The organism is Rhodococcus sp. KRD197 (assembly GCF_017168235.1).
Taxonomy (GTDB): Bacteria; Actinomycetota; Actinomycetes; order Mycobacteriales; family Mycobacteriaceae; genus Rhodococcoides.
Genome location: NZ_JABFAO010000001.1, coordinates 431,929 through 452,187, shown reverse-complemented (window position 1 = coordinate 452,187; position 20,259 = coordinate 431,929). Strand labels below are relative to the sequence as shown.

The following is a 20,259-nucleotide window of genomic DNA, read 5'->3' as shown; positions in this document are numbered from 1 at the left end:
GGCTTACGCGGTATGCGGAACTTTCGTTCTGCGCCTCCATCGAACAGTGACCGGAAGGCATCGCCCATGGCACTCTCAGTGCTGCTCAACGTTTCGAACAAGAAGATCGCCGCTTCGCTTGCAGGTGCGTCCCTCGTTGCCGCCTCCCTCGCCGGATGCACGTCCACGGACGACACAGACAGCGGACAAACCCAGCTGCAGGCATTGCAGGACGCCGGAACCATCACCGTGGGATTCGCAGGCGAGGCGCCCTACAGCTTCGAAGAGAACGGTGAATTGACCGGCGCAACAGTCGCTTTGCACCGCGAGATTTTCGGCAACCTCGGCATCGACACAATCGAGGGCGTCAATGCGGACTTCGGCGCACTGATTCCCGGCCTGCAAGCCAACAGATTCGACGTGGTCAGTGCGGGCATGTCGATTCTTCCGCAGCGCTGCGAGCAGGCCGCGTTCGGCGACCCAGAGTTCAACTACACGACCGCCCTGATGGTGCCGACGGGCAATCCCGCCAACCTGACCGACATGCAGTCCGTCGCCGACAGCGGTCTGCGGCTGGCAACGATGACCGGCGCAATCGAATCGGACTACGCCACTTCGCTCGGTATCGACTCGACGCAGGTGTCGACCCCGCAGGACGGAATGGACGCTGTCACCTCGGGCCGCGCCGACGTCTTCGCACTGACGGCGATCTCGCTCAACTGGATGAAAGCCAACAATCCTGAGGCGCCCGTCGATGTCACCGAGTCCTTCGTCGCAGTGATCGACGGGAAGCCACAGGTCGGGGCAGGCGCAACGGTGTTCCGCACCGACGATGTAGAGCTGCTCGAGGCCTACAACGAGGAACTGGCGAAGATTACCGCAGATACCGACACCTACCTCTCGATCGTGGGCGAGTTCGGCTTCACCGCCGAGGAGCTTCCCGACCCCTCGCTCACCACCGCTCAGCTCTGTGAAGGCGACGCTTGATCATCTGGGCGACTGAACCGAGAGCGACTGAACCGACACTGTGAACGACAATATCGAGGCCTTCCTGGATTCGTGGCCGCGGATCCAGGAAGGCATTCTCACCACTGTCTATCTGACTCTTGGCGGCGCGCTACTTGCGTTGGTGCTTGCGCTCACCCTCGGGCTGGCAGCGGGCAATCGACACATGTACGTGCGGGCACCCGCCCGCGTTGTGGTCGAGTTCTTCCGCGGCACATCACTGTTGGTGCAGCTGTTCTGGCTGTTCTACGTTCTTCCGCTGTTCGGCTATCAGCTGGACCCGACGTTCTGCGCGATCCTCGCACTCGGACTGAATTACGGCGCCTACGGGGCCGAGGTCGTGCGCGGATCGATCAGCGCGGTACCGGCCCCGCAGTGGGAAGCCGCACTGGCACTGAACTTCTCGCCCTGGCAACGGCTGCATCGGGTGGTGTTTCCCCAGGCCTGGGTGCAGATGATCCCGCCGTTGACGAACCTGCTGATCCAGCTGCTCAAGGGTAGCGCGCTCGCGAGTTTCGTTCTCCTCCAAGACCTCACATACCAGATCGAACAACTGCGACGCGGCACGGGTGACACGCTGTTCGCGTTCGGAATCGGACTCGTTCTGTACTTCATCATCGCCTATGTGCTGACCCTGTTCATGAATGTCGTCGAGGTACGCGCCAAGAGCAAGCTCGGTAGCGGACCGTCACTTCGGCAGGTACTGAGTCTGCGGCCCGAACGCGTCGACCAGAATGTGGGGGTGGGCCGATGAGCGTCGACTGGAGCTGGGAGCGCGCATTCGATTCCATCCCGTTCCTCCTCGAGGGATTCAAGATCACCCTGCTCGCCACGGTTCTCGGCTTCATTCTGGCCGCGACATTGGGTCTGGTCATCGCGGTCCTGCGCCATGCGGGCCCGAAGTTCGTCACCATCCCGCTCAGGATGGCGAGCGAGTTCATCCGGCTCACGCCGTTGGTGGTGCAGCTACTCTTCGCGTACTACCTGTTGCCGCAGTTCTCCGCCTTGCAGATCGGTATCGCGGTCCTCGGTATCCACTATTCGACCTACATGGCCGAGGTCTACCGCGCAGGTATCGACGCTGTCCCACCGGGTCAGTGGGAAGCAGCGCGGGCACTGTCGCTTCCCACCACACGAACGTGGCGCGGGGTCGTGCTGCCTCAGGCGATCCGCAATACCGTGCCAGCGCTGGGAAATTACGCGATCTCGATGTTCAAGGACACGCCGTTCCTGTTCGCCATCACCGTCGTCGAGATGGTGACCGCGGCGCAGCAGTACGGGGCTCGCACGTTCCAGTACTTGGAGCCCATCACCATGGCGGGCGTCATCTTCCTGCTTGCGAGCTACCCGACGTCGATTCTCATCAGAAGACTGGAGAAGAACCTTGCCTACTGACGGTTCGGCGAACAAGCCGATGATCGTGTTCGACAAGGTGGTCAAGCAGTTCGGCGATCACGTCGTGCTGGACCATCTCGACTTTCGAGTCGATCGCGGTGAACGCGTTGCGCTCATCGGCCCGAGTGGTTCCGGTAAGACCACCATTCTGCGCCTGCTGATGACCATCGAGAAGGTGAACGGCGGCGTCATCTGGGTCGAGGACGAGCCTCTGAGCCATCAGTACAAGGGCGACAAGCTCGTCGTCGCGTCGGAGAAGCATCTTCGGGCGGTTCGCACGAAGATCGGGATGGTCTTTCAGCAGTTCAACCTCTTTCCCAACATGACTGTCATCGAGAACATCACCGAGGCACCGGTCCACGTGCTCGGCAAGAGCAAGGCCGAGGCCACCGCGCGTGCCCGCGAGCTACTGCAGACGGTCGGGCTCGCGGACAAGGAGAACGCTCACCCCACCAAGTTGTCGGGTGGCCAGCAACAACGTGTGGCCATCGCGCGCGCACTGGCAATGGACCCGGACATCCTGCTGCTCGACGAGGTGACGTCGGCGCTGGACCCCGAACTCGTTGCCGACGTGCTCGATGTTCTCCGCAAGATCGCCGAGACCACCGACATCACGATGCTGATCGTCACCCACGAGATGGGGTTCGCCCGCGACGTCGCGGACAGGGTTCTCGTGTTCGACAACGGCCGCATCCTCGAGGAGGGCACTCCGGAGGACATCTTCACCCGTCCGCAGAAGGAACGTACCCAGGCGTTCCTGAAAGCAGTCCTGACGAACTGACTCTGCTCGAGCTCGCTCAGCCCGAGTAGCTGGAGATTTGAATCAGGTTTCCGCAGGTGTCGTCGAAGGTCGCGACCGATACCGGGCCCATGTCCGTCGGCTTCTGAGTGAATACGACGCCGCGGCCCACCAGGCGTTCGTATTCGGTCTTCACATCGTCGACTGCAAAGGATGTGGCCGGTATGCCGTCGGCCATCAGGGCGTCACGGAACGGCTTGACGGCAGGATGCTCGGCGGGCTCGAGTCCGAGCTCGGGCCCGTCCTCGTTTCCCGGACTCACGAGGGTGAGCCACTTGTGTTCGCCCAGCGGAATTTCGTGCTTCTTCACGAACCCTAGGACACTCGTGTAGAAGTCGAGGGCTTTGTCCTGGTCGTCGACGAACAGGCTGGTGATGTAGATCTTCATGGGTGCTCCTTGCCCGAGTCCGGTGTCGGCCACCGCTCGACGATGCGAGCCAGTGGTCCGGTGTCGATGAAGTGAAACTTGTAGCGCCCCCTGCGTTCTGCGCGGACGAGCCCTGCGGCCTCGAGCACGTCCAGATGCTGCGACACCGCTTGCCGCGAGGATGACAAGCCGTGTTTGGTAGCGAGCCGGGAGCAGAGTTCGAACAATGTCTGCTCGTCTCGCTCGACCAACTCGTCCAGAATCACCCGACGGGTCGGATCCGACAACGCCTTGAACAGTTCGGCAGCCCCAGGTTGCTCTGCCATGGTTTTCAACCATAGGCAAGCACACGCTTGCATGTCAAGACTCTGATGCAGCACGTGATTTAGTAGGTAAGCCTGCACTGAGTTACGATTCACGTCTTTGCGCCTCCGTGCGCAGGCTTGCTCTCCATCCGCTTTCGAAGAAGGACACCTCCGTGCGTCGTACTCGCAATCGAGCAGCACTGATTGCTCTCACTGCCGTCACAACCGCCTCACTCGTGGCCTGCGGTGCATCCGAGACCGTCACCGACGAGGTGGTGGCCACCACCGACGGCGGCACAACCTACCCGCTCACGATCGACAACTGTGGCGAGTCGGTCACAGTCGATGCCCCACCTCAGCGCGTGGTGTCCCTCGATCAGAACTCCACCGAGATTCTGCTGTCACTGGGACTCGAGGACAGGCTTATCGGTAGCGCGTCATGGACGGATCCGGTACGCGAGAATCTCGCCGACGCCAACCAGACGGTGCCGCGCCTGGCCGACAACGCACCCACCTACGAGGTCGTGCTGGGCAGCGACCCGGACTTCGTCACGGCATCGTTCGGTCGGCATTTCAAGCAGGGTGGTGTAGCAGAGCGTGCCCGGTTCGCCGAGACCGGAACCGGTAGCTACCTCTCCCCCACCGACTGCGACAACGGGGTCAGTGTCAACGGTGGAAACAAGCGCACCACCGCGCTGACCATGGACGAGCTGTACCGGGAGATCATCGAGCTCGCCGCGATCTTCGACGTCAACGACCGGGGCGCGGAGTTCGTCGAAGAACTGAAGGCTCGAATGGATTCGGCCACTGCCGATCTCGAAAACTCGGATGTATCGATGGCATTCTGGTTCGCCGATACCAAGAGCCCTTATGTGGCAGGCGGACTCGGATCCGCCAACCTGCTCGCGACCACCGTCGGCGCCACCAACGTCTTCTCCGACACCGTCGAAGACTGGCCGGCAGTCGGCTGGGAAACCCTCGTCGATCGTGACCCGGACGTCCTCGTGCTGGGCGATCTGGCCCGCAACAGGTTCCCCGGCGACCTTCTGGCGGACAAGATCGCGTTCCTCGAATCCGACCCCGTCACCAGCACGATGGCCGCAGTTCGGGAAAAGCGATACATCGCACTGCACGGCGCCGAGATGAACCCGTCGATCCGGTCGGTCGATGGCGTCGAAAAGCTGTCCGACGCTCTCCGCGAGATGGGTCCGATCTCCTGACGGGCACCATCGTCGGCGAGGAGCGCCCACTTCACGCCACGAACGAGAGAGCGCGCTGGGTACGGGGAACCGTACTGACGGTGGCCGGATGCGCGGCTCTCGTCGTCTCGGTGCTCGTGGCGATGACACTCGGGCCGGCCGACATCTCACTCGTCAACGTGCGCGACATCGTGCTCAACCACCTTGGGTTGGCAGACATCCCGGTTCGGGTGTCCAAGGACGCCATCGTGTGGCAGGAACGACTCCCTCGGGCGCTGGTGGCCGCGACCTGCGGCGTGGGGCTCGGAATTTGCGGAGCGATCATGCAATCACTACTGCGAAACCCGTTGGCCGACCCGTTCGTGCTCGGAATCTCGTCCGGCGCATCGACGGGCGCCGTCGTGGTCGGCGTTCTGGGCGTCGGCGGCGCAGCGCTGGGTCTGTCCGGCGGCGCATTCATCGGAGCTCTCGTCGCCTTCGGGCTTGTGCTACTGCTGGCGCACCTGTCCGGCGGCACCAACGACCGGGTCATTCTGGCCGGTGTCGCCAGCACACAGTTGTTTTCGGCGCTGACCTCGTTCGTCATCTTCGCCTTCGCAGATTCCGACGAGACCCGAGGCGTGATGTTCTGGCTTCTCGGCTCGCTCGAAGGCGTTCGATGGGACGACGTGATGCTGTGTGCAACCGTCGTCGGAATCGGTGCTCTTGTCTGCTTCCACTACGCCTTCGTGCTCGACTCCTTTTCGTTCGGGAGCGATGTCGCCTCCTCGCTCGGAATCGATGTCCGCAAGGTGCGCATAGCGCTACTGATGATCACGGCACTGATCACAGCGACGCTGGTCAGTGTCGCGGGCGCAATCGGTTTCGTCGGGCTGGTACTCCCCCACGCCGCACGCTTCCTGGTCGGATCGAGGCACAGTCGACTCATTCCGACGACAGCGATCATCGGAGCGATCTTCATGGTGTGGGTCGATGCGGTGTCCCGCGTCGCGTTCGCACCGACGCCGCTACCGGTCGGTGTCGGAACGGCACTGGTCGGTGTTCCGGCGTTCATCGTGATCATGGCACGCAGGAGGAACGTCCGATGACGTTGAGCGCGAACACTGTTCGGTGGAACCGCGGCGGTTCACTCGTGGTCGACGGTGTCACCCTCGACCCTCGTCCTGGCGACATGGTCGGCCTACTCGGACCCAACGGCTCCGGCAAATCCTCGCTGCTACATCTGATGTGCGGCGCTGTGAAACCCACGTCCGGGATGGTGTCCCTGGACGGGGAGGACCTGACCTCCCTGCGAAGACGAGACATCGCCCGCGCCGTCGCTGTGGTCAGCCAGCACGCCGATACCGATATCGACATCAGCGTGCACGACATCGTACGACTCGGCCGCATTCCTCACCGCGGCACCTTCGGCGGCGACCCGACGCGCGATGCCTCGGCCGTCGATGCGGCTCTTGCGCACACGGGGTTGTCGACGAAGGCGGAGCGCAAGTGGCACATGCTCTCCGGCGGTGAACGCCAGCGTGTGCAGATAGCCCGAGCGCTGGCTCAGGAGCCACGCGAGTTACTCCTCGACGAGCCGACCAACCACCTCGATATTCACCACCAGCTCGAAATTCTCGCGCTGGTGGCGCGACTACCCATCACGAGCGTCGTCGCGCTGCACGATCTCAATCTCGCGGCGATGTTCTGCGATCAACTGCTGGTGATGAAGCAGGGCCGAGTGGTCGCAGCTGGGCGGCCGACGGACGTGTTGACCGAGGAACTGATCGCAAACGTCTACGACGTGAGGGCCCGGGTCTCCACCGACGAAACAAGTGGGCGTCTGTTCGTACGATTCGAGCCCGGGCCGGTCACCGATCTGCGGGTCGACTCAGTTTGCGCTTCCGGTGTTCAGTAGCCGCAGCAGATCCGACAGGAGCTCGTCCACAGTCGGCAGGGCAGCGAAGCCGGTGGCGGTCTCGTCGACCGCGGCCTCGTCCTGACCTGGCACGACGATGACCGGCGATGCCTGCTCGACGGCGAAGGACTCGTTCGGGAAGAGTTCCAGCACCTCGCCTACGTTGGGGTAGTTCGAGACCCACAGCGCCGAACCCGGATCCACCCCGACGCAGGTCGCCAACGCGACGTAGGTGCCGTCGGGCAAGTCCGTCAGCGTCTGCGTGCTCACGCCTGGCTGTATCTCGCCGCGGTCGGCAAGGGTCTGGTCACTGAGCTCTTCGATAGGTGGCAACTCCCCACCGGGTGCGAGGGCAACGGTCGTCGTGCACGTCAATGCGCCGCCGGAGTTGTTGGTGATGGTGTTGGTGAGCGCCCGGCCCTCGAGATCGAATGCGTACGAGACGTCGGTTGCCTCGGCGGCGGACGCGGGGCCCGCGGTTGCGAGAACGAGCGGAATCGACGCCGCGGTGACGAAAGCGGCCCGGGTGATCAAACGCATGCAGTGTCCTGTTCGTAGAGCGGATCGGGAACGAAGTTCCAGTGTGCCCCGAATGTCGCTGGTTGACACCCTTCGCAAGCACATTCGATGGCGATCACGGGCCTGAACTGCACAAACGCAGGCCGAACTCGTTGATTGTGGTTGACTGATTCGAAGCGAAGGGACGCCTGCAAGGGCCCTTCTTCCGAAGACACGTCGTGCTGGAGCAAACCGAAAGAGAACCTGGGAAGAGCTGATGGGCACGACTGTCAAGTGGGCCGAGAACGGCCAGGAACGCTCGGCGCTGTGGCGTTCGGAGAACAACGCTCCGGCTCCGAAAACCATTCATATCGTCGGTGACGACATCACCGCCGACGTCGCCTACAAGCGCGCGTCGACCGGTGAGTACTTGCTGTGGCGGGGTGATTTCAACAATGCACGCCAACTGTTGACCGCGCTGACCCGGCGAGCTCAGCCGAAGGTGCGCCGGCCGTCGGACTCTCCTGCAGAGGACTTTCACCTGCACCGCCAGGATCAGGCCCGGCGAGCGCGCACCCTCGGGATGCTGCTCGTCGAACTCGATGCGAACCACGTTCTGGATTACGGCCGAGCACCCGACGTCCGACTCGCGGCCACCGAGGTCTACGGCGAGACCTCCATGCCGTCACTGCTGTCGCTTCGAGAGCTGCTCAGTCTCATCGGCGCTCACGAATGGCGACGCAAAGGTGTTCACATTCCCGCCCTGGGCGCCAGCATCGAACCGCATTTCGGTGTCTTCTCGCCGCTGCGTGGCGAGTACGTGCAACTCGTCGCCGACGCTCCTCTTCCCACGGGAATCACCACCGCGTTCGACATCGGTACCGGCACAGGGGTTCTGGCTGCCATCCTCGCGCAGCGCGGTGTCTCCCACGTCGTCGCGACGGACCGTGACCCTCGGGCGGTTGCGTGCGCCACCGCAAATCTCGAGCGCTTGGGTTTCGCCGACCGGGTCGACGTGCAGCTCACGGACATCTTTCCTGCCGGACGCGCTTCGCTGGTGGTGTGCAATCCGCCGTGGATTCCCACCAAGCCGACCTCGGGTATCGAACACGCCATCTACGACCCAGGAAGCCGCATGCTGCGAGCCTTCCTCGATCGGCTCAGCAAACACCTCGAACCCGGCGGCGAGGCCTGGTTGGTGATCTCCGATCTGGCTGAACTCCTCGGGCTCGCCACGCGAGAGGATCTACTCGACTCGATCGACCGCGCGGGCCTCGAGGTTCTCGGCCGAACGGACACATCGCCGACGCATGCCCGTGCCCGCGACTCCGACGACCTCTTCCACGCCGCGCGATCACGCGAGACGACCTCGTTGTGGCGGCTGGCTCCACGCTGAGACGTACACAAGAGACCCTGAACTGCAGTAATCGCAGATCAGAGGGTCTCGTTGTGCTCCCTCGACTGGACTCGAACCGGCAATCGGACGATTAACAGTCTGATTGGTTGCGGATGATGTTGTAGCGCGCGGGTTTCGCCGTTGCCGCGCACCGAAAGTCCACCAACCGTGGGACCTACCGAGCTCTCGGTGGGACTTTTGCCCCTATTTGTACGTCACTGCACTTCGTAGCGTCGAAGAGGAAAAGAGATTCCCGGCTACGGTCCGTCACAGGACCACTAAGGAGTTCACTCGAAGCGGTTCTCGCTGGCGGCAAGGCCAATGACCTCGCCGCCAAAAGCTGAGTGTTGACCATCGGGCCGGGTCCCTTGCCGTTGAGACCGGCGCCGCGTGGCGAGCAGGCCGCCTGAACTGACTCTGTCCCTGCCGAAGAGCAGAAGGCATGCCAAGCGCCCGGAGTGCAAGGGGATCGGCCCCTTTACTGGAAAGGGTTTGACAATGTCCATGCCCCAACTCGCATTGCGCCGAACCGGGTGGGATCTCGCCCTGGGTGCGCTCCTCCTCATCGTCGGCGTGGTGATCCTCGGCAACGCTGTGGTCGCCACGGAAGTGTCCGTACTGTTCCTCGGCTGGATGCTGGTGTTCTACGGCCTCATCGCCTTGGCCGCAGCCTTGTTCCTCATTGGCAAGGGAGGATTCTGGTCGGCCGCCTTGAGTGGCGCCCTCGTGCTCGTCCTGGGGTTGCTGTTCCTACGGAACACCGGGGCGGCCGCACTGACCCTCACGCTCCTCGCCGGTGTCATCTTCCTTACCGCCGGGATCATGCGCCTGATGGCCGCCTTCGACGATCCACTCCTCCGAGTGCCCCTGGTGCTCTCCGGGGTGATCTCCACGGTCCTTGGCCTGGTTGTGCTGCTCAACCTGTTCGATGCCACGTACGTGCTGCTCGGGACACTGCTTGGTGTCTACTCGATAGTCGACGGGATCACGATGATGGTCATCGGCCGCTGGCGGGTCGTGCAGTCACCGGAGTCGGAATCAGGGCAGCGAGGCCACCTCGGCCATTCGAGCGAACATTGAAATGCCAGAGCAGCGAAGGCCTCCCGCCGACTACTTGCCGCAGTGAGGCATGTCGACCCTGAACTCCATAGGAGGTCGGCCCATCGGGTCGCTCGAGTTCCGGACCGGACCGGTCTCGTTGGTGAGGGGCGACGACGTTGGCCGCTGAGCGTGCCGGCACCTCAACGAGGCGCCGGCATGCAGCGCTGCGCGACACGCCATCCAAGGAAGCCAACGTCATGAGCGATGAGAAACAACGGCTACCGGCTGGTTCAGGCGGTGTTTCGCAGGACGGAAATGAAGGGGAGATGCCGCCACGGGAGACCGCGCGTTCGGTGACGAAAGCCAAGCCCGCCTGGCTGGATCAGTTCGTGTGGAGCGTGCTCTTGAAGCTCGTGGCAGTTTCCCTCGCCACCGTGTTGCTGTTGCTGCTCGCCCGGGAGCTGCGGGATCTGTTGTGGTTACTCGTGGTGAGCTCGTTCTTCGCGACGGCGATGATTCCCGGAGTCGAGCAGATACATGCGCGTTGGGGATGGAGGCGTGGGGCTGCGGTAGGCGTCATCTACGTCTCCGCCGTCGCGTTCTTCATCTTGATGGTGTGGGTTCTGATCCCAGCGATCGAGGAGTTCGCCGATCAAGTGCGAGCCAACGGGAGCGGCTGGATCGATCAGCTGAACGACTTGAGCCGCCAATGGCTGGGGAAGGATCTCGTCGGCGAAGAAACAGGCAACCAGGCCGCGGTGGTGACGCAGGCGTCCCTGCGTGGCTGGTCCGACAACCTTCTCGGCCTCGTTTCCTCGAGTGTCGGTGTATTTTTCGACGTGACCGTTGTCGCGATGTTCGCTTTCTACTTCACAGCGGACTACCCCCGGATCGAGCGGGCACTGCTCTCTCGCATGCGTCCCGATCGCCAGCACATCTACGCCTGGGTGTCGCAAGTGTCGATCCAGCAGACGGGCGCCTACTTCTATTCACGACTGTTGCTGACCGTCATCAACGCCTCGTTCGGGTTCTGCGTCATGCTGATCCTGGGCCTGCCGCTGGCGTTCGCCCTCCCGCTTGCGGTCTTCATGGGCTTCGTTTCCGAGTTCATCCCCGCGATCGGGACGTACATAGGCGCTGCCATCCCGATACTCACCGTCCTGGCGGTCCAGGGTCTTGCAGAAGCGATCATCCTGCTCGTTTGGGTGCTGCTGTACCAATGGGTCGAGAACATGTTGCTCAGCCCGCGGTTGTCGGCCAAGACCATGAAGCTCAACGGTGCGGTGGCCTTTGGCGCCGCCCTAGCAGGTGGCGCCGTTGCGGGGCCTATGGGTGCCTTCATGGCGCTGCCCTTCGCGGCTCTGATCACCGCGATGGTGAAGAACAGCGGAAAGAGATATGAGGTGGTCCATCAGTTGGCCTTTCCGGCCGAGTCGCACGCATCGCAGTGACCGCACTGCGGTAGTCCCGACGATGAGTCCGGCGTGCAAATCCGACTTTTCGGCCAGCATCCGAACGTCAGTAGATGACGGGCCCATCTCATCCGACGAATCTACGTTGAGGAGTACGAGTACAAGTCGGTGTGGCGCGACTGACCTACTCTCACAGCTTGCCTGCGAGCCACCTCCACCCATGCTTCATCGCCATTCCGCGGATCAGCATCAGCACGCTCAGGCTGAACCCCCATCCGATCACACACAGCAACACGCCGACCCCTGACTGGCCGGTGACGTCCGTACTCGCCTCGACACAGAACGCCGTCGAGAACCCGGCCGTAGTGCCCAATGCTGCCGCGTACCCTCCGGTCTTGGCCCAGCGCGACAAATAGGCGGCGAGGAAGCACAGCAGCACCACCGTCGCACCACACGCGACCACCTGCCACGTCGGGAACTGATTCGGCGCGGGCAGCCCGGGTCCGCGGAACTCGCCGCTCTGGTTGGCCGACCAGCTCAACCACCCGGCGCACGAGGCGAATCCGAACACGAATGCGAGTGTGCCAGTGGCCCACAAACCGAGACGACCGGTGCCCGTGCCGTGTTCCCGCTTCGAGGACTTACCCCAGAGAAGGAGTGCACAGAATATCGTGGGCACGCCGACGAAAATGAAGACGATCCAGAGAAACTGCGACCACGAAAAGTCGACTGTCATGCTCGCTCCCAACGCTCATCGGCCCGACGCCACAGCGCCGGTTCGTCATCGATGTCGACGACATCAGGATTCAGCCAGAACGTAGCATCGGGATCCCACCCACCCAGCAACGTCGATCGTTCGTTGTCGGACAACAAAATTGCGATGCCCGGCGTCGTCAAGTACCCGTGCAGGCTCAGGTGTGCCGCGTCGTAGTCCTCGGCGACCGCCGCCCAATCGGGGATGAACCAGTTGCGGTGCTCGCCGGTGGTATCGAACCAGACGGAACGCCTCGACTCCGGCACGGCCAGTGGGTACTTCTCGACCAGGTGGGCCCAGTCCGACGGTGACCAAATCTCGTACACCCGAGGGGAGTTGCGGACGTGCACGGGCCAGATCTGCGCTTCGCCGCCGCCGGACGAATCCTCTTCCATCAGAAGTTCCAGAGAACCGATACCGTTCCGAGCTCGGCTGCTGGTGAGTGTGGCGAAGATCGGTGTGGACCACCATTCGCCGGCCACCTCGCTGTCAGGCTCAGCAGTTCGGCGCTCCCTGAACCGCGTTTCGTTCGCCAGAATGCTCTTTCGCCACTCGTCGAGGCTGGATGATGCCGGGCGATAGGGCGCGGTCAATTCGGGCCACTCGACGGGTGACATCGGATGTACCACTAGGCGTTGATTGTCGACGTCCACGGACTCGCCCCACCATGTGGTGTGCTCCGACGACAGAACGGCGGCAGCGATGGGACGTAGAGCTGCAACGACGTGCGGGTCAGCGAACTTCACGTCGTCGTCGTTCGGTGGCTGCCAGTACCGCGCGAGGTCGGCGGCGTACCCGAGCGCTTCGAGCAGGTCCATCTCGGACAGCTCCAAGATCGCGCTGATGTCGACGCCCTCGATCACTTCACGAGCATCAGCGGTCGTCTGTGGACGGTTGAAGCCCGCCGCACGTGCGTCGGCGCTGCACTTGTAGGCGACGTTCGCGCAGAAGAATCGCCCGCGGGGTGACCCGAGCGCAAGTGTCACCAGTTCCATGCGGTTGACGCTATCCGACGGCGAATCGATACTTCCGGCCCCTTTCCGCGCGCGGCTGTCCGGGCCGGCGATTCGTATGTATGTGCCCCTTGCGCCGCGCGCAGGGGCGGCGAAAGATCGGTCCTGCAGTGGTTGCGGCCGCGGGCCGTCGGCGGGTCTGGCGGTGGACCGCGACGGGTCGTCCACTGGCGAGTTCGCTGCGGGGACGACGTCCCTGCGGGAGGAGGAAAGGCCATGTTTGTTCAAGTCATTCAAGGGAAGGTTTCCGACGAGCGACAGCTACGCCGATGTATGGACCGTTGGGCCGAGGAATTGCAGCCGGGGGCCACCGGCTATCTGGGATCGACCTCCGGTATTCGCGAGGACGGGACGTTCATCCTTTTGGTGCGGTTCGAGTCGCACGAGGCCGCCGTGCGCAACAGCGAGCGTCCCGAGCAAGGGGCGTGGTGGGCCGAGACGGAGCAATGCTTCGACGGCCCGGTGTCCTTCATGGACTGCCCGGATCCCATGGAGTGGCTCGGCGGAGGCTCCGACGACGCGGGGTTCGTGCAGATCATGGAGGGGCACACCACTGACTCCGACCGGCTGCGTGAGCTGCTGACTCAGTCCGGCGACCGCCTGCACAGCGTGCGACCGGAGATCATCGGTGGCATGTTCGCCTCCAACGGCGACGGTGACTACGTCGAGGCCGTGTACTTCACCAACGAGTCCGAGGCCCGCGAGCACGAGAAAGTCACGGTGCCAGACGATCTGCGCTCCCTGTTCGAGGAAGAAGGTCGGCTGATGGGCGAGATTGACTACTTCGACCTGCACGAGCCGATGCTGGTCTCCGCGCAGCGGTAGCGACGACACCTACATCCCGCGCAGCGGTGAAAGCTTCGCCGCTGCGCGGAACGGTGGTCACCGAGTCCTGGCGACCGTTGACTCGCCGCTGCCCGGTGGAGGAGTGTGAGTGAGGAAGGGTTTGACCCGTCGGCGCCGCCGGGCGCCGCCCGAGCTGAAGGGTGTCGACCGTGTATGCACGCTCTACAACCATTGATGCGCATCCGTCGTTCATCGACGTCGGGATTACGCACATCCGCGATACCGTAATGCCCGCGCTCGCCGGCATCGACGGCTGCGCCGGATTGTCCCTGCTGGTCGACCGCGGCTCCGGCCGGTGCATTGCCACCAGCTCCTGGCTGGACGAGGATTCTCTTCGCGCGAGCGAAAGCCACGTCCTGCAGCTCCGCGACAGCACGGCCGACGTCTTCCACGGCACCATCACCGTTGCGCGGTGGGACATCGCCATTCTGCACCGCGACCACCACTCGCACCGTGGCGCCAGTGTGCGGGTCACGTGGCTCGAGGTCGAGCCCGGCCACCTGGACCGCGCCATCGACGTGTACAAGACGGCGTCCCTGCCCGCGATGGCGGAGCTCGACGGGTTCTGCAGTGCCAGCCTGCTAGTCGATCCTGCCGCCGGTCGCGCCGTGGCGTCGATGACCTTCGACACCGCCCTGGCGATGAGCGGCAGCAGGGACAAGTCCGAGACCATCACAACTTCGGAATTACGCGCGTCTGGTGCGCGGCTGCTCGAGGTGGAAGAGTTCGAGTTGGCGATCGCTCATCTGCACGTACCTGAAATGGCCTGAAAGGCCAGCACTTGTGACAACCGTGTGACAAGGATCCGCCGATACCGCTCAACGACCCGCTGCTCGTCGGACCGACCGGTGACAATTGTGCCGTCGGGCAGAGTTTTTCGGCTCACGCCAGGACTTCCCGACAGTGACGGTGGTGCATGGGCGAGGACACCGGTGCGCCTGTCCACAGCGAATTGTCGGTCGCCAGTATGGTCGACGAATGACTGTACGAGCGGGTGTGGTGGTCACGGGAACAGAAGTTCTGGCCGGTCGGGTCACCGACAGGAACGGCCCGTGGGTGGCCGAGCGACTACTGGAGATGGGAGTGGACATTGCGCACATCACGATCTGCGCTGACCGGCCCGATGACCTGACCGCACAACTACAATTTCTCGCCGATCAGCGCGTCGACTTGATCGTCACGACCGGAGGCTTGGGCCCGACTGCTGACGATCTCACTGTCGAGACCGTGGCCGCTCTGTACGGCCGCGAACTGTACCTCGACGAAAAACTCGAGCGAGACATCCACGCAATCGTGCAGCGATGGCGAAGCCGGCTGAGTTCTGCACCCGACGCCGAACCGCTGCGGGCAGGTCTTCGCAAGCAGGCAATGGTTCCGCAAGGGGCTCATTCCATTCCGCCGACCGGAACCGCCCCCGGTGTCGCGATACCTGCCAGCGACTCCGGAGAGCTGCCCGCCGTCCTGATATTGCCCGGCCCGCCACGCGAACTGCAGGCGATGTGGCCGCAGGCACTCGACAGCGCGCCGGTCGCCGAAGTCTTGACCCGACGCGCACAGATCCGTCAGAACACCATCCGCGCGTACGGGCTGTCCGAAGCCGACCTCGCCGCAACACTGCGGACGGCAGAGCGCCAGATCACGGGATTCGGCGATCTCGAGATCACCACCTGTCAGCGGCTCGGAGAACTCGAAATGGTGACCCGCTATGCAGAGTCTGCGGCAACCGCATACACGGATCTCGCTGGTCTCATCGACAAACATCATGGCTCGCAGGTCTTTTCGACTGACGGGTCCACCATCGACGACATCGTAGCGAACCGGTTGGCCGGCCACCGAATTGCCACCGCAGAATCGTGCACAGGTGGCATGATCGCCGCACGGCTCACCGATCGCGCAGGCTCGTCGGCCTACGTCATCGGCGCGGTGGTGTCCTATGCGAACGAGGCGAAGACTGGCCTTCTCGACGTCTCGGCCGAGATCATCGAAGAACACGGCGCCGTCAGCGAGCCGGTGGCAGCGCTGATGGCAGAAGGCGCACTGAACAGACTGGGCGTCGATATCGCGGTATCCACCAGTGGCATCGCAGGGCCCGGGGGTGGCACCGACCTCAAACCGGTCGGCACTGTCTGCTTCGCAATCGCCGCCGCCGACCGACCGACCGTCACCCGTACACTCCGACTCCCCGGCGACCGCGCAAGCGTGCGTGCGCTTTCCACCACCGCGGCAATGCACATGATCGCCGACGCAGCTCTAACGGAGCCCAAAGACTCCAAACGACTCTAAACGGAGGGTGCTACCCATTCCTTCTGCAACTCATCGATGCACAGACCTGGCGGCTGCACCCAGAGGAGGACGAGATCACCGCGGACGACGAGCCCGCTGACCCGCACGTGCCCGACTGGGTCAACCCTGTCGGGGTGTCAGGATGCCTGTCTCGAATGCCTGCACAACAGCCTGAAGTCGATCGCGGACCTCGAGTTTGGTCAAGATCTGCGCAAGGTGGTACTTCACCGTCGTGAGTTCGATGAACAGTTCAGCACCGATCTCTCGGTTCGACATTCCCTTGGCGAGAAGTTCCAGTATTTCGAATTCGCGCGGGGTCAGGGTGGTGTATTTGTTCGAAGCTCGCGGGGACGGTGACTGGGGTCGTCGCCTACGCGAAAACTCGCTGAGGACTCGTCGGGTGATCCGCTGGTCGAGAGTGCCCTCCCCCGCAGCCACGGATCGCACCGCCGCAACCAGGGTGTCCTCGTCCGCGCCTTTCAGCAGGAAGCCCGCAGCACCAGCTTCGAGCGCGCCGTACACGTAGTCGTCGATGTCGAAGGTGGTCACCACGAGAACCCTGGTGTCCAAATCTGGATCGGACACGATGATCTTGGTCGCGTCGATGCCGTTCATGCCGGGCATACGGATATCCATCATCACCACGTCCGGATGCAACTGCTTGGCCAGATCGACTGCTTCGTGTCCGTCACGTGCCTGACCCACCAGGTCGATTCCCGATGCGTGGCCGAGGATCACTGCCAGGCCGGCTTGAACGATGTCCTGATCGTCGGCTGTCACCAGTGTGATCATCGCGTGCGTTTCGGTGCAGCGACGACCAAGCGGTTCTGCCAGCCACCGCCGGGGATGGGTTCAACCCTGAGGTCTGCGCCGATGAGATGGGCGCGTTCACGCATACCGATCAGACCCAAACCCGAAGTGGGTAAATGTGCATCATCGATCCGCGTCGTGCTCGACTGTGGGGCGTCGTTGGTGACTGTGACGGTCACGAGGTCGGCCCCACTGACGATCTCGACGGTGCATGCAGCACCGGGGGCGTGCTGTACCACATTCGCCAGGGATTCTTGCACCATGCGGAAGACCGTAACTCGTTCGGTCGGACTCATTTCCATGATGACCGAGGGTGTCCGCGGGTCGCGGTGAAAGTCGATCGGTGAGCCTCTGCCGCGGACCGCTGCCACGAGGTCGGCAATGTCATCGAGGGTAGGAGAAAGTACCAGGTCGTCACCGTTGCCGTCTCGCAGCAAGCCCACCGTGGCACGGAGCTGATCGAGGGTGCGATTGGCCTCCCCGATCGCTGTCTTCAGATACATGTCGACATCGACGGTCTGGTTGTTGCGCAACAACACTGCCGCAGCCTGAATGCTGACGATGATTCCGGTGAGATGATGAGCGGCGATATCGTGCAGTTCGCGGGCCAACGCGGTCCGTTCGTCCTGCAGAGCCCGATCCACTTCAGCTTGTCGATCTCGTTCGGCGTGCTCGGCTCGTTCGCGATAGGCCTGGACCAGCCGAGTTCGGGTGGCCGCGACATCCGCTACCACCGCGGGCAGGGCGTTCTGTACGAAAACGCGAACCAGCGATGCCCCGACCGCCACCACTGCGGAGAATTCGGGATTGCTCAACAAAGCGATCGAGCTGATCGTTGCGGTGAACACTGCGGCCGAGACCAGATACTGTGCGGATCGCAGTGTCGGACGCATCCGGATCAGCGAATAGCTGGCGACGATGACGGCAAGTGCGCCAGAACCGGTCTCACCTGACGTTGCCACGATGACAACCGCATCGAGGCCAACACAACCGCCGAGTGTCCATACCGGAAACGACGAACGGGCCAACAGCACTGTTCCCTGAGCGATCATCGCCATGCCTGGCAATACTGCGATCGCCGATACGGACGGAATCGTCAGCATCGTGACGACCGTGATGCATCCGACGACCATGACGACAACTGCCGGCAGGTGCGTCCATCGCAGAACTCGGTTGAGCACGTTTCGCACCATAGCTGTAAAGAGTGCAGCATCGTTGTCGCAGAAACCCCATTCTCGAGACCAGGAAATAGACCACTCCGGCGAACGGGGCATCCGCAGCGCGCGGCGGGCATCGTCATCAACGTCCGATCCGGACGACGACGCACCACCCCCCGACACGACAGGACGCTCTCCGATGCCGACCGACACCACGTCCAAAACCAAGGCCACTCAGCGTCACAGCAAGGTACTCACCGGTCTGACCGCGATACTCGTAGCCGGAACTCTCGGTGCGTGTTCGCATGATCCCGGGCCGGTGGACATGGCCGCCACCGAGCCGATCGGTCGGACGTCAGAACATGTTCGAGAACGACTCGATGCCATCGTCGACGCGGGTTACCCCGCCGCCATCGCATCGGTCACCGTCCCTGGCAGCGACCCCATTCACGTTGCCGCCGGTGTGGGGAATACAAACACTGGGGCTGCGCCACCGACAGACGGTGAGGTGCGGATCGCGAGCAACACGAAAATGTTCGTCGCAACGGTCGTGATGCAACTCGTCGAAGAGGGACTCATCGCGCTGGACGCCCCTATCGATACCTATCTGCCTGGGCTCGTCGAAGGTCAGGGCATCGACGGCACGGCGATCACAGTCCGCCACCTGCTTCAGCACACCGCAGGACTCCCCGAGTACGCGGACAAAGTTGCCGAAGACGCCTTCGGCGCACAGAACACCTACATTGCTCCGCGCGACCTTCTCGACACAGCCCTCGCCGAACCCGCCGTCTTCGCTCCCGGATCGTCCTGGGAGTACAGCAACACGAACTATCTAGTGCTGGGGCTACTCATCGAACGGGTCACCGAACGGGTGTTGGCCGAACAGATCGACCAGCGAATCGTACGGCCACTCGGGCTGCAGCACACCTACCTACCGAACCCCGGTGAACGCGAACTACGCGGCCCGCATGCCGATGGATACCACGCCGACTATCCAGACGACCTACGCGAAATTTCAGACCTCGACCCGTCGTTCGCATGGGCTGCAGGCGCGATGGTCTCCACGCCGAGCGAACTCGGCGCCTTCATGAAGGCGCTCCTCTTCGAGGGTGAACTGGTCGACGACAACAGTCTTGCCCAGATGCAGAACGGCGTCGCATCCGGAGACGAACTTTATCCGGAGGCAAAGTACGGGCTCGGACTTCAGAGTTACCCACTCAGTTGCGGAGGCATCGCATGGGGACATGGCGGCGACATCCCCGGAACCCAGACCCGAAACGCCGTGGGACCGGACGGCACCGCCGTCACCATCGCGGTGACCGCACTCCCCTTCGCGATCGTCGACTCCGATGACGAAAACACGTTGATCGACTACTACCGCATCGTGCTGGACGCACTCGATGCAACACTGTGCGATCGCTGACGCACCACGAAGCCTTTCACGGCAAGGTGGGAATGGGCCAGTAGCAGTGGCATCGCGCCCTGGGCGAGGTGAGTTGTTGTGCGAGAGGATTCTTCAGGACCGTTTCGTCGCACCCGGGTCGAGTGCCGCCCACGCCGGGCCGGTCAGCAGCCAGATGACGGTGATGATGCCGATCATCGGGAAGACGCCGAACAGGTCATTGGTTTGCGTCGCGTCGGCGACCGTGACCGCCAGCAGCAGGGTGCACGCCGTGGTGACAGCAGCGGCGAGCACCCACCGGCCGAACGAAACGATCTCGATCCGGAAGGCCTCCGGACCCTTCTTCGGCCGCTCGGGAGGCGGTGGCCCGCCCGCGAACCAATGCGCGCAGCGGATATCGGCCCACCGGATCATCGCGTGCCCGAATGCAACCGTCACGCCGAGATAGACGCCAGCGATGCGATGGATCTGCTCGACCGAGGCGCCGGAGTGCAGATCGAGGGCCACCGCGCCGAGCAGGATCAGATCGACGACCGGCACCAGACGCAGAATGAACGTCGACGCGCGCCGAGCACGCAGCGCGTAGCGGACGGCGAGGCCGGCGGCCACGATGAGCCAGAAGCCGACCTCACAACCGACGATGACGAGGAGCACGGGGGAATCCATACGCACCAGACTGCTCGCGCACCGACCCGGCGCGC

At 63.2% G+C, this 20,259-nt stretch carries 22 protein-coding genes; 14 read left to right on the top strand and 8 right to left on the bottom strand.

All coding sequences use genetic code 11. The features are described 5' to 3' along the window. Positions 1-66: 66 nt before the first annotated feature. From J1M86_RS02120 to ehuA, 4 genes are read left to right on the top strand one after another with little or no spacing between them, the layout of a single operon-like run. A complete protein-coding gene (locus J1M86_RS02120) occupies positions 67-966 on the top strand; it encodes an ectoine/hydroxyectoine ABC transporter substrate-binding protein EhuB (RefSeq protein WP_075840441.1) in 900 nt (299 codons plus the stop codon). A gap of 40 nt (positions 967-1,006) precedes the next feature. Further along, positions 1,007-1,738 carry an ectoine/hydroxyectoine ABC transporter permease subunit EhuC gene (gene ehuC / locus J1M86_RS02115; RefSeq protein WP_075840440.1) on the top strand — a complete coding sequence of 244 codons (732 nt, stop codon included), beginning with the start codon at positions 1,007-1,009 and terminating at the stop codon, positions 1,736-1,738. Continuing rightward, positions 1,735-2,379: an ectoine/hydroxyectoine ABC transporter permease subunit EhuD gene (ehuD, locus tag J1M86_RS02110; RefSeq protein ID WP_075840439.1), complete on the top strand. Its 645-nt coding sequence runs from the start codon at positions 1,735-1,737 to the stop codon at positions 2,377-2,379. Before ehuC ends, ehuD begins: the two co-directional genes overlap by 4 nt. A 19-nt stretch (positions 2,380-2,398) precedes the next feature. Then, positions 2,399-3,160 (top strand): ectoine/hydroxyectoine ABC transporter ATP-binding protein EhuA, encoded by a 762-nt coding sequence (gene ehuA, locus J1M86_RS02105; protein ID WP_206508675.1) that lies wholly within the window; start codon positions 2,399-2,401, stop codon positions 3,158-3,160. 16 nt (positions 3,161-3,176) lie between these two features. On the opposite strand, the gene J1M86_RS02100 is transcribed toward ehuA, so the two are convergent. Both J1M86_RS02100 and J1M86_RS02095 read right to left on the bottom strand, forming a co-directional pair. Then, on the bottom strand, positions 3,177-3,566 hold the full coding sequence (locus J1M86_RS02100; RefSeq protein WP_075840670.1) for a VOC family protein: 390 nt from the start codon (positions 3,564-3,566) through the stop codon (positions 3,177-3,179). Next, on the bottom strand, positions 3,563-3,871 hold the full coding sequence (locus J1M86_RS02095) for a helix-turn-helix transcriptional regulator (RefSeq protein WP_075840669.1): 309 nt from the start codon (positions 3,869-3,871) through the stop codon (positions 3,563-3,565). Before J1M86_RS02095 ends, J1M86_RS02100 begins: the two co-directional genes overlap by 4 nt. Before the next feature lie 152 nt (positions 3,872-4,023). Here J1M86_RS02095 and J1M86_RS02090 point away from each other — a divergent pair, with 152 nt between their 5' ends. From J1M86_RS02090 to J1M86_RS02080, 3 genes are all read left to right on the top strand, one after another. Continuing rightward, a complete protein-coding gene (locus J1M86_RS02090; RefSeq protein ID WP_206508614.1) occupies positions 4,024-5,070 on the top strand; it encodes an ABC transporter substrate-binding protein in 1,047 nt (348 codons plus the stop codon). A gap of 80 nt (positions 5,071-5,150) precedes the next feature. After that, complete coding sequence (locus J1M86_RS02085) at positions 5,151-6,137, top strand: iron chelate uptake ABC transporter family permease subunit (RefSeq protein ID WP_307786502.1); 987 nt, start codon at positions 5,151-5,153, stop codon at positions 6,135-6,137. Continuing rightward, the gene (locus tag J1M86_RS02080; protein ID WP_206508613.1) at positions 6,134-6,946 is read left to right on the top strand and encodes an ABC transporter ATP-binding protein; all 813 of its coding nucleotides are present in this window, start codon (positions 6,134-6,136) and stop codon (positions 6,944-6,946) included. Before J1M86_RS02085 ends, J1M86_RS02080 begins: the two co-directional genes overlap by 4 nt. Here J1M86_RS02080 and J1M86_RS02075 read toward each other — a convergent pair. After that, a complete protein-coding gene (locus J1M86_RS02075) occupies positions 6,920-7,486 on the bottom strand; it encodes a hypothetical protein (protein ID WP_075840668.1) in 567 nt (188 codons plus the stop codon). The genes J1M86_RS02080 and J1M86_RS02075 overlap by 27 nt on opposite strands. Before the next feature lie 235 nt (positions 7,487-7,721). Between J1M86_RS02075 and J1M86_RS02070 the strand changes: the two genes are divergently transcribed. The 3 genes from J1M86_RS02070 (at position 7,722) to J1M86_RS02060 (ending at position 11,332) form a co-directional block, all read left to right on the top strand. After that, the gene (locus J1M86_RS02070) at positions 7,722-8,840 is read left to right on the top strand and encodes a class I SAM-dependent methyltransferase (RefSeq protein ID WP_206508612.1); all 1,119 of its coding nucleotides are present in this window, start codon (positions 7,722-7,724) and stop codon (positions 8,838-8,840) included. Positions 8,841-9,338: 498 nt separating this feature from the next. Then, positions 9,339-9,920, top strand: coding sequence for an HdeD family acid-resistance protein (locus J1M86_RS02065; protein WP_206508611.1), 582 nt, complete (start codon positions 9,339-9,341; stop codon positions 9,918-9,920). A 218-nt stretch (positions 9,921-10,138) separates the two neighbouring features. Further along, positions 10,139-11,332, top strand: a complete 1,194-nt coding sequence (locus J1M86_RS02060; RefSeq protein WP_206508610.1) for an AI-2E family transporter — start codon at positions 10,139-10,141, stop codon at positions 11,330-11,332. 151 nt (positions 11,333-11,483) lie between these two features. On the opposite strand, the gene J1M86_RS02055 is transcribed toward J1M86_RS02060, so the two are convergent. Continuing rightward, positions 11,484-12,029, bottom strand: coding sequence for a hypothetical protein (locus tag J1M86_RS02055; RefSeq protein ID WP_206508609.1), 546 nt, complete (start codon positions 12,027-12,029; stop codon positions 11,484-11,486). Then, positions 12,026-13,042 carry a hypothetical protein gene (locus tag J1M86_RS02050; RefSeq protein ID WP_206508608.1) on the bottom strand — a complete coding sequence of 339 codons (1,017 nt, stop codon included), beginning with the start codon at positions 13,040-13,042 and terminating at the stop codon, positions 12,026-12,028. Before J1M86_RS02050 ends, J1M86_RS02055 begins: the two co-directional genes overlap by 4 nt. 234 nt (positions 13,043-13,276) lie before the next feature. Here J1M86_RS02050 and J1M86_RS02045 point away from each other — a divergent pair, with 234 nt between their 5' ends. The 3 genes from J1M86_RS02045 to J1M86_RS02035 all read left to right on the top strand — a co-directional run bounded on the left by J1M86_RS02045 (position 13,277) and on the right by J1M86_RS02035 (position 16,189). Then, a complete protein-coding gene (locus tag J1M86_RS02045) occupies positions 13,277-13,885 on the top strand; it encodes a hypothetical protein (RefSeq protein ID WP_075840432.1) in 609 nt (202 codons plus the stop codon). 161 nt (positions 13,886-14,046) lie between these two features. Beyond that, positions 14,047-14,676 carry a hypothetical protein gene (locus J1M86_RS02040; RefSeq protein ID WP_206508607.1) on the top strand — a complete coding sequence of 210 codons (630 nt, stop codon included), beginning with the start codon at positions 14,047-14,049 and terminating at the stop codon, positions 14,674-14,676. A gap of 208 nt (positions 14,677-14,884) precedes the next feature. Beyond that, positions 14,885-16,189: a competence/damage-inducible protein A gene (locus J1M86_RS02035; RefSeq protein WP_206508606.1), complete on the top strand. Its 1,305-nt coding sequence runs from the start codon at positions 14,885-14,887 to the stop codon at positions 16,187-16,189. A gap of 120 nt (positions 16,190-16,309) precedes the next feature. Here the strand turns inward: J1M86_RS02035 and J1M86_RS02030 are convergent, their stop codons facing one another. Beyond that, on the bottom strand, positions 16,310-16,981 hold the full coding sequence (locus tag J1M86_RS02030; RefSeq protein WP_206508605.1) for a response regulator transcription factor: 672 nt from the start codon (positions 16,979-16,981) through the stop codon (positions 16,310-16,312). After that, positions 16,978-18,180, bottom strand: a complete 1,203-nt coding sequence (locus J1M86_RS02025; RefSeq protein WP_206508604.1) for a sensor histidine kinase — start codon at positions 18,178-18,180, stop codon at positions 16,978-16,980. Before J1M86_RS02025 ends, J1M86_RS02030 begins: the two co-directional genes overlap by 4 nt. A 175-nt stretch (positions 18,181-18,355) precedes the next feature. Between J1M86_RS02025 and J1M86_RS02020 the strand changes: the two genes are divergently transcribed. Further along, positions 18,356-19,579: a beta-lactamase family protein gene (locus tag J1M86_RS02020; protein WP_241259415.1), complete on the top strand. Its 1,224-nt coding sequence runs from the start codon at positions 18,356-18,358 to the stop codon at positions 19,577-19,579. A 93-nt stretch (positions 19,580-19,672) separates the two neighbouring features. On the opposite strand, the gene J1M86_RS02015 is transcribed toward J1M86_RS02020, so the two are convergent. Then, complete coding sequence (locus J1M86_RS02015; RefSeq protein WP_075840428.1) at positions 19,673-20,224, bottom strand: hypothetical protein; 552 nt, start codon at positions 20,222-20,224, stop codon at positions 19,673-19,675. Between the last annotated feature and the right edge of the window lie 35 nt (positions 20,225-20,259).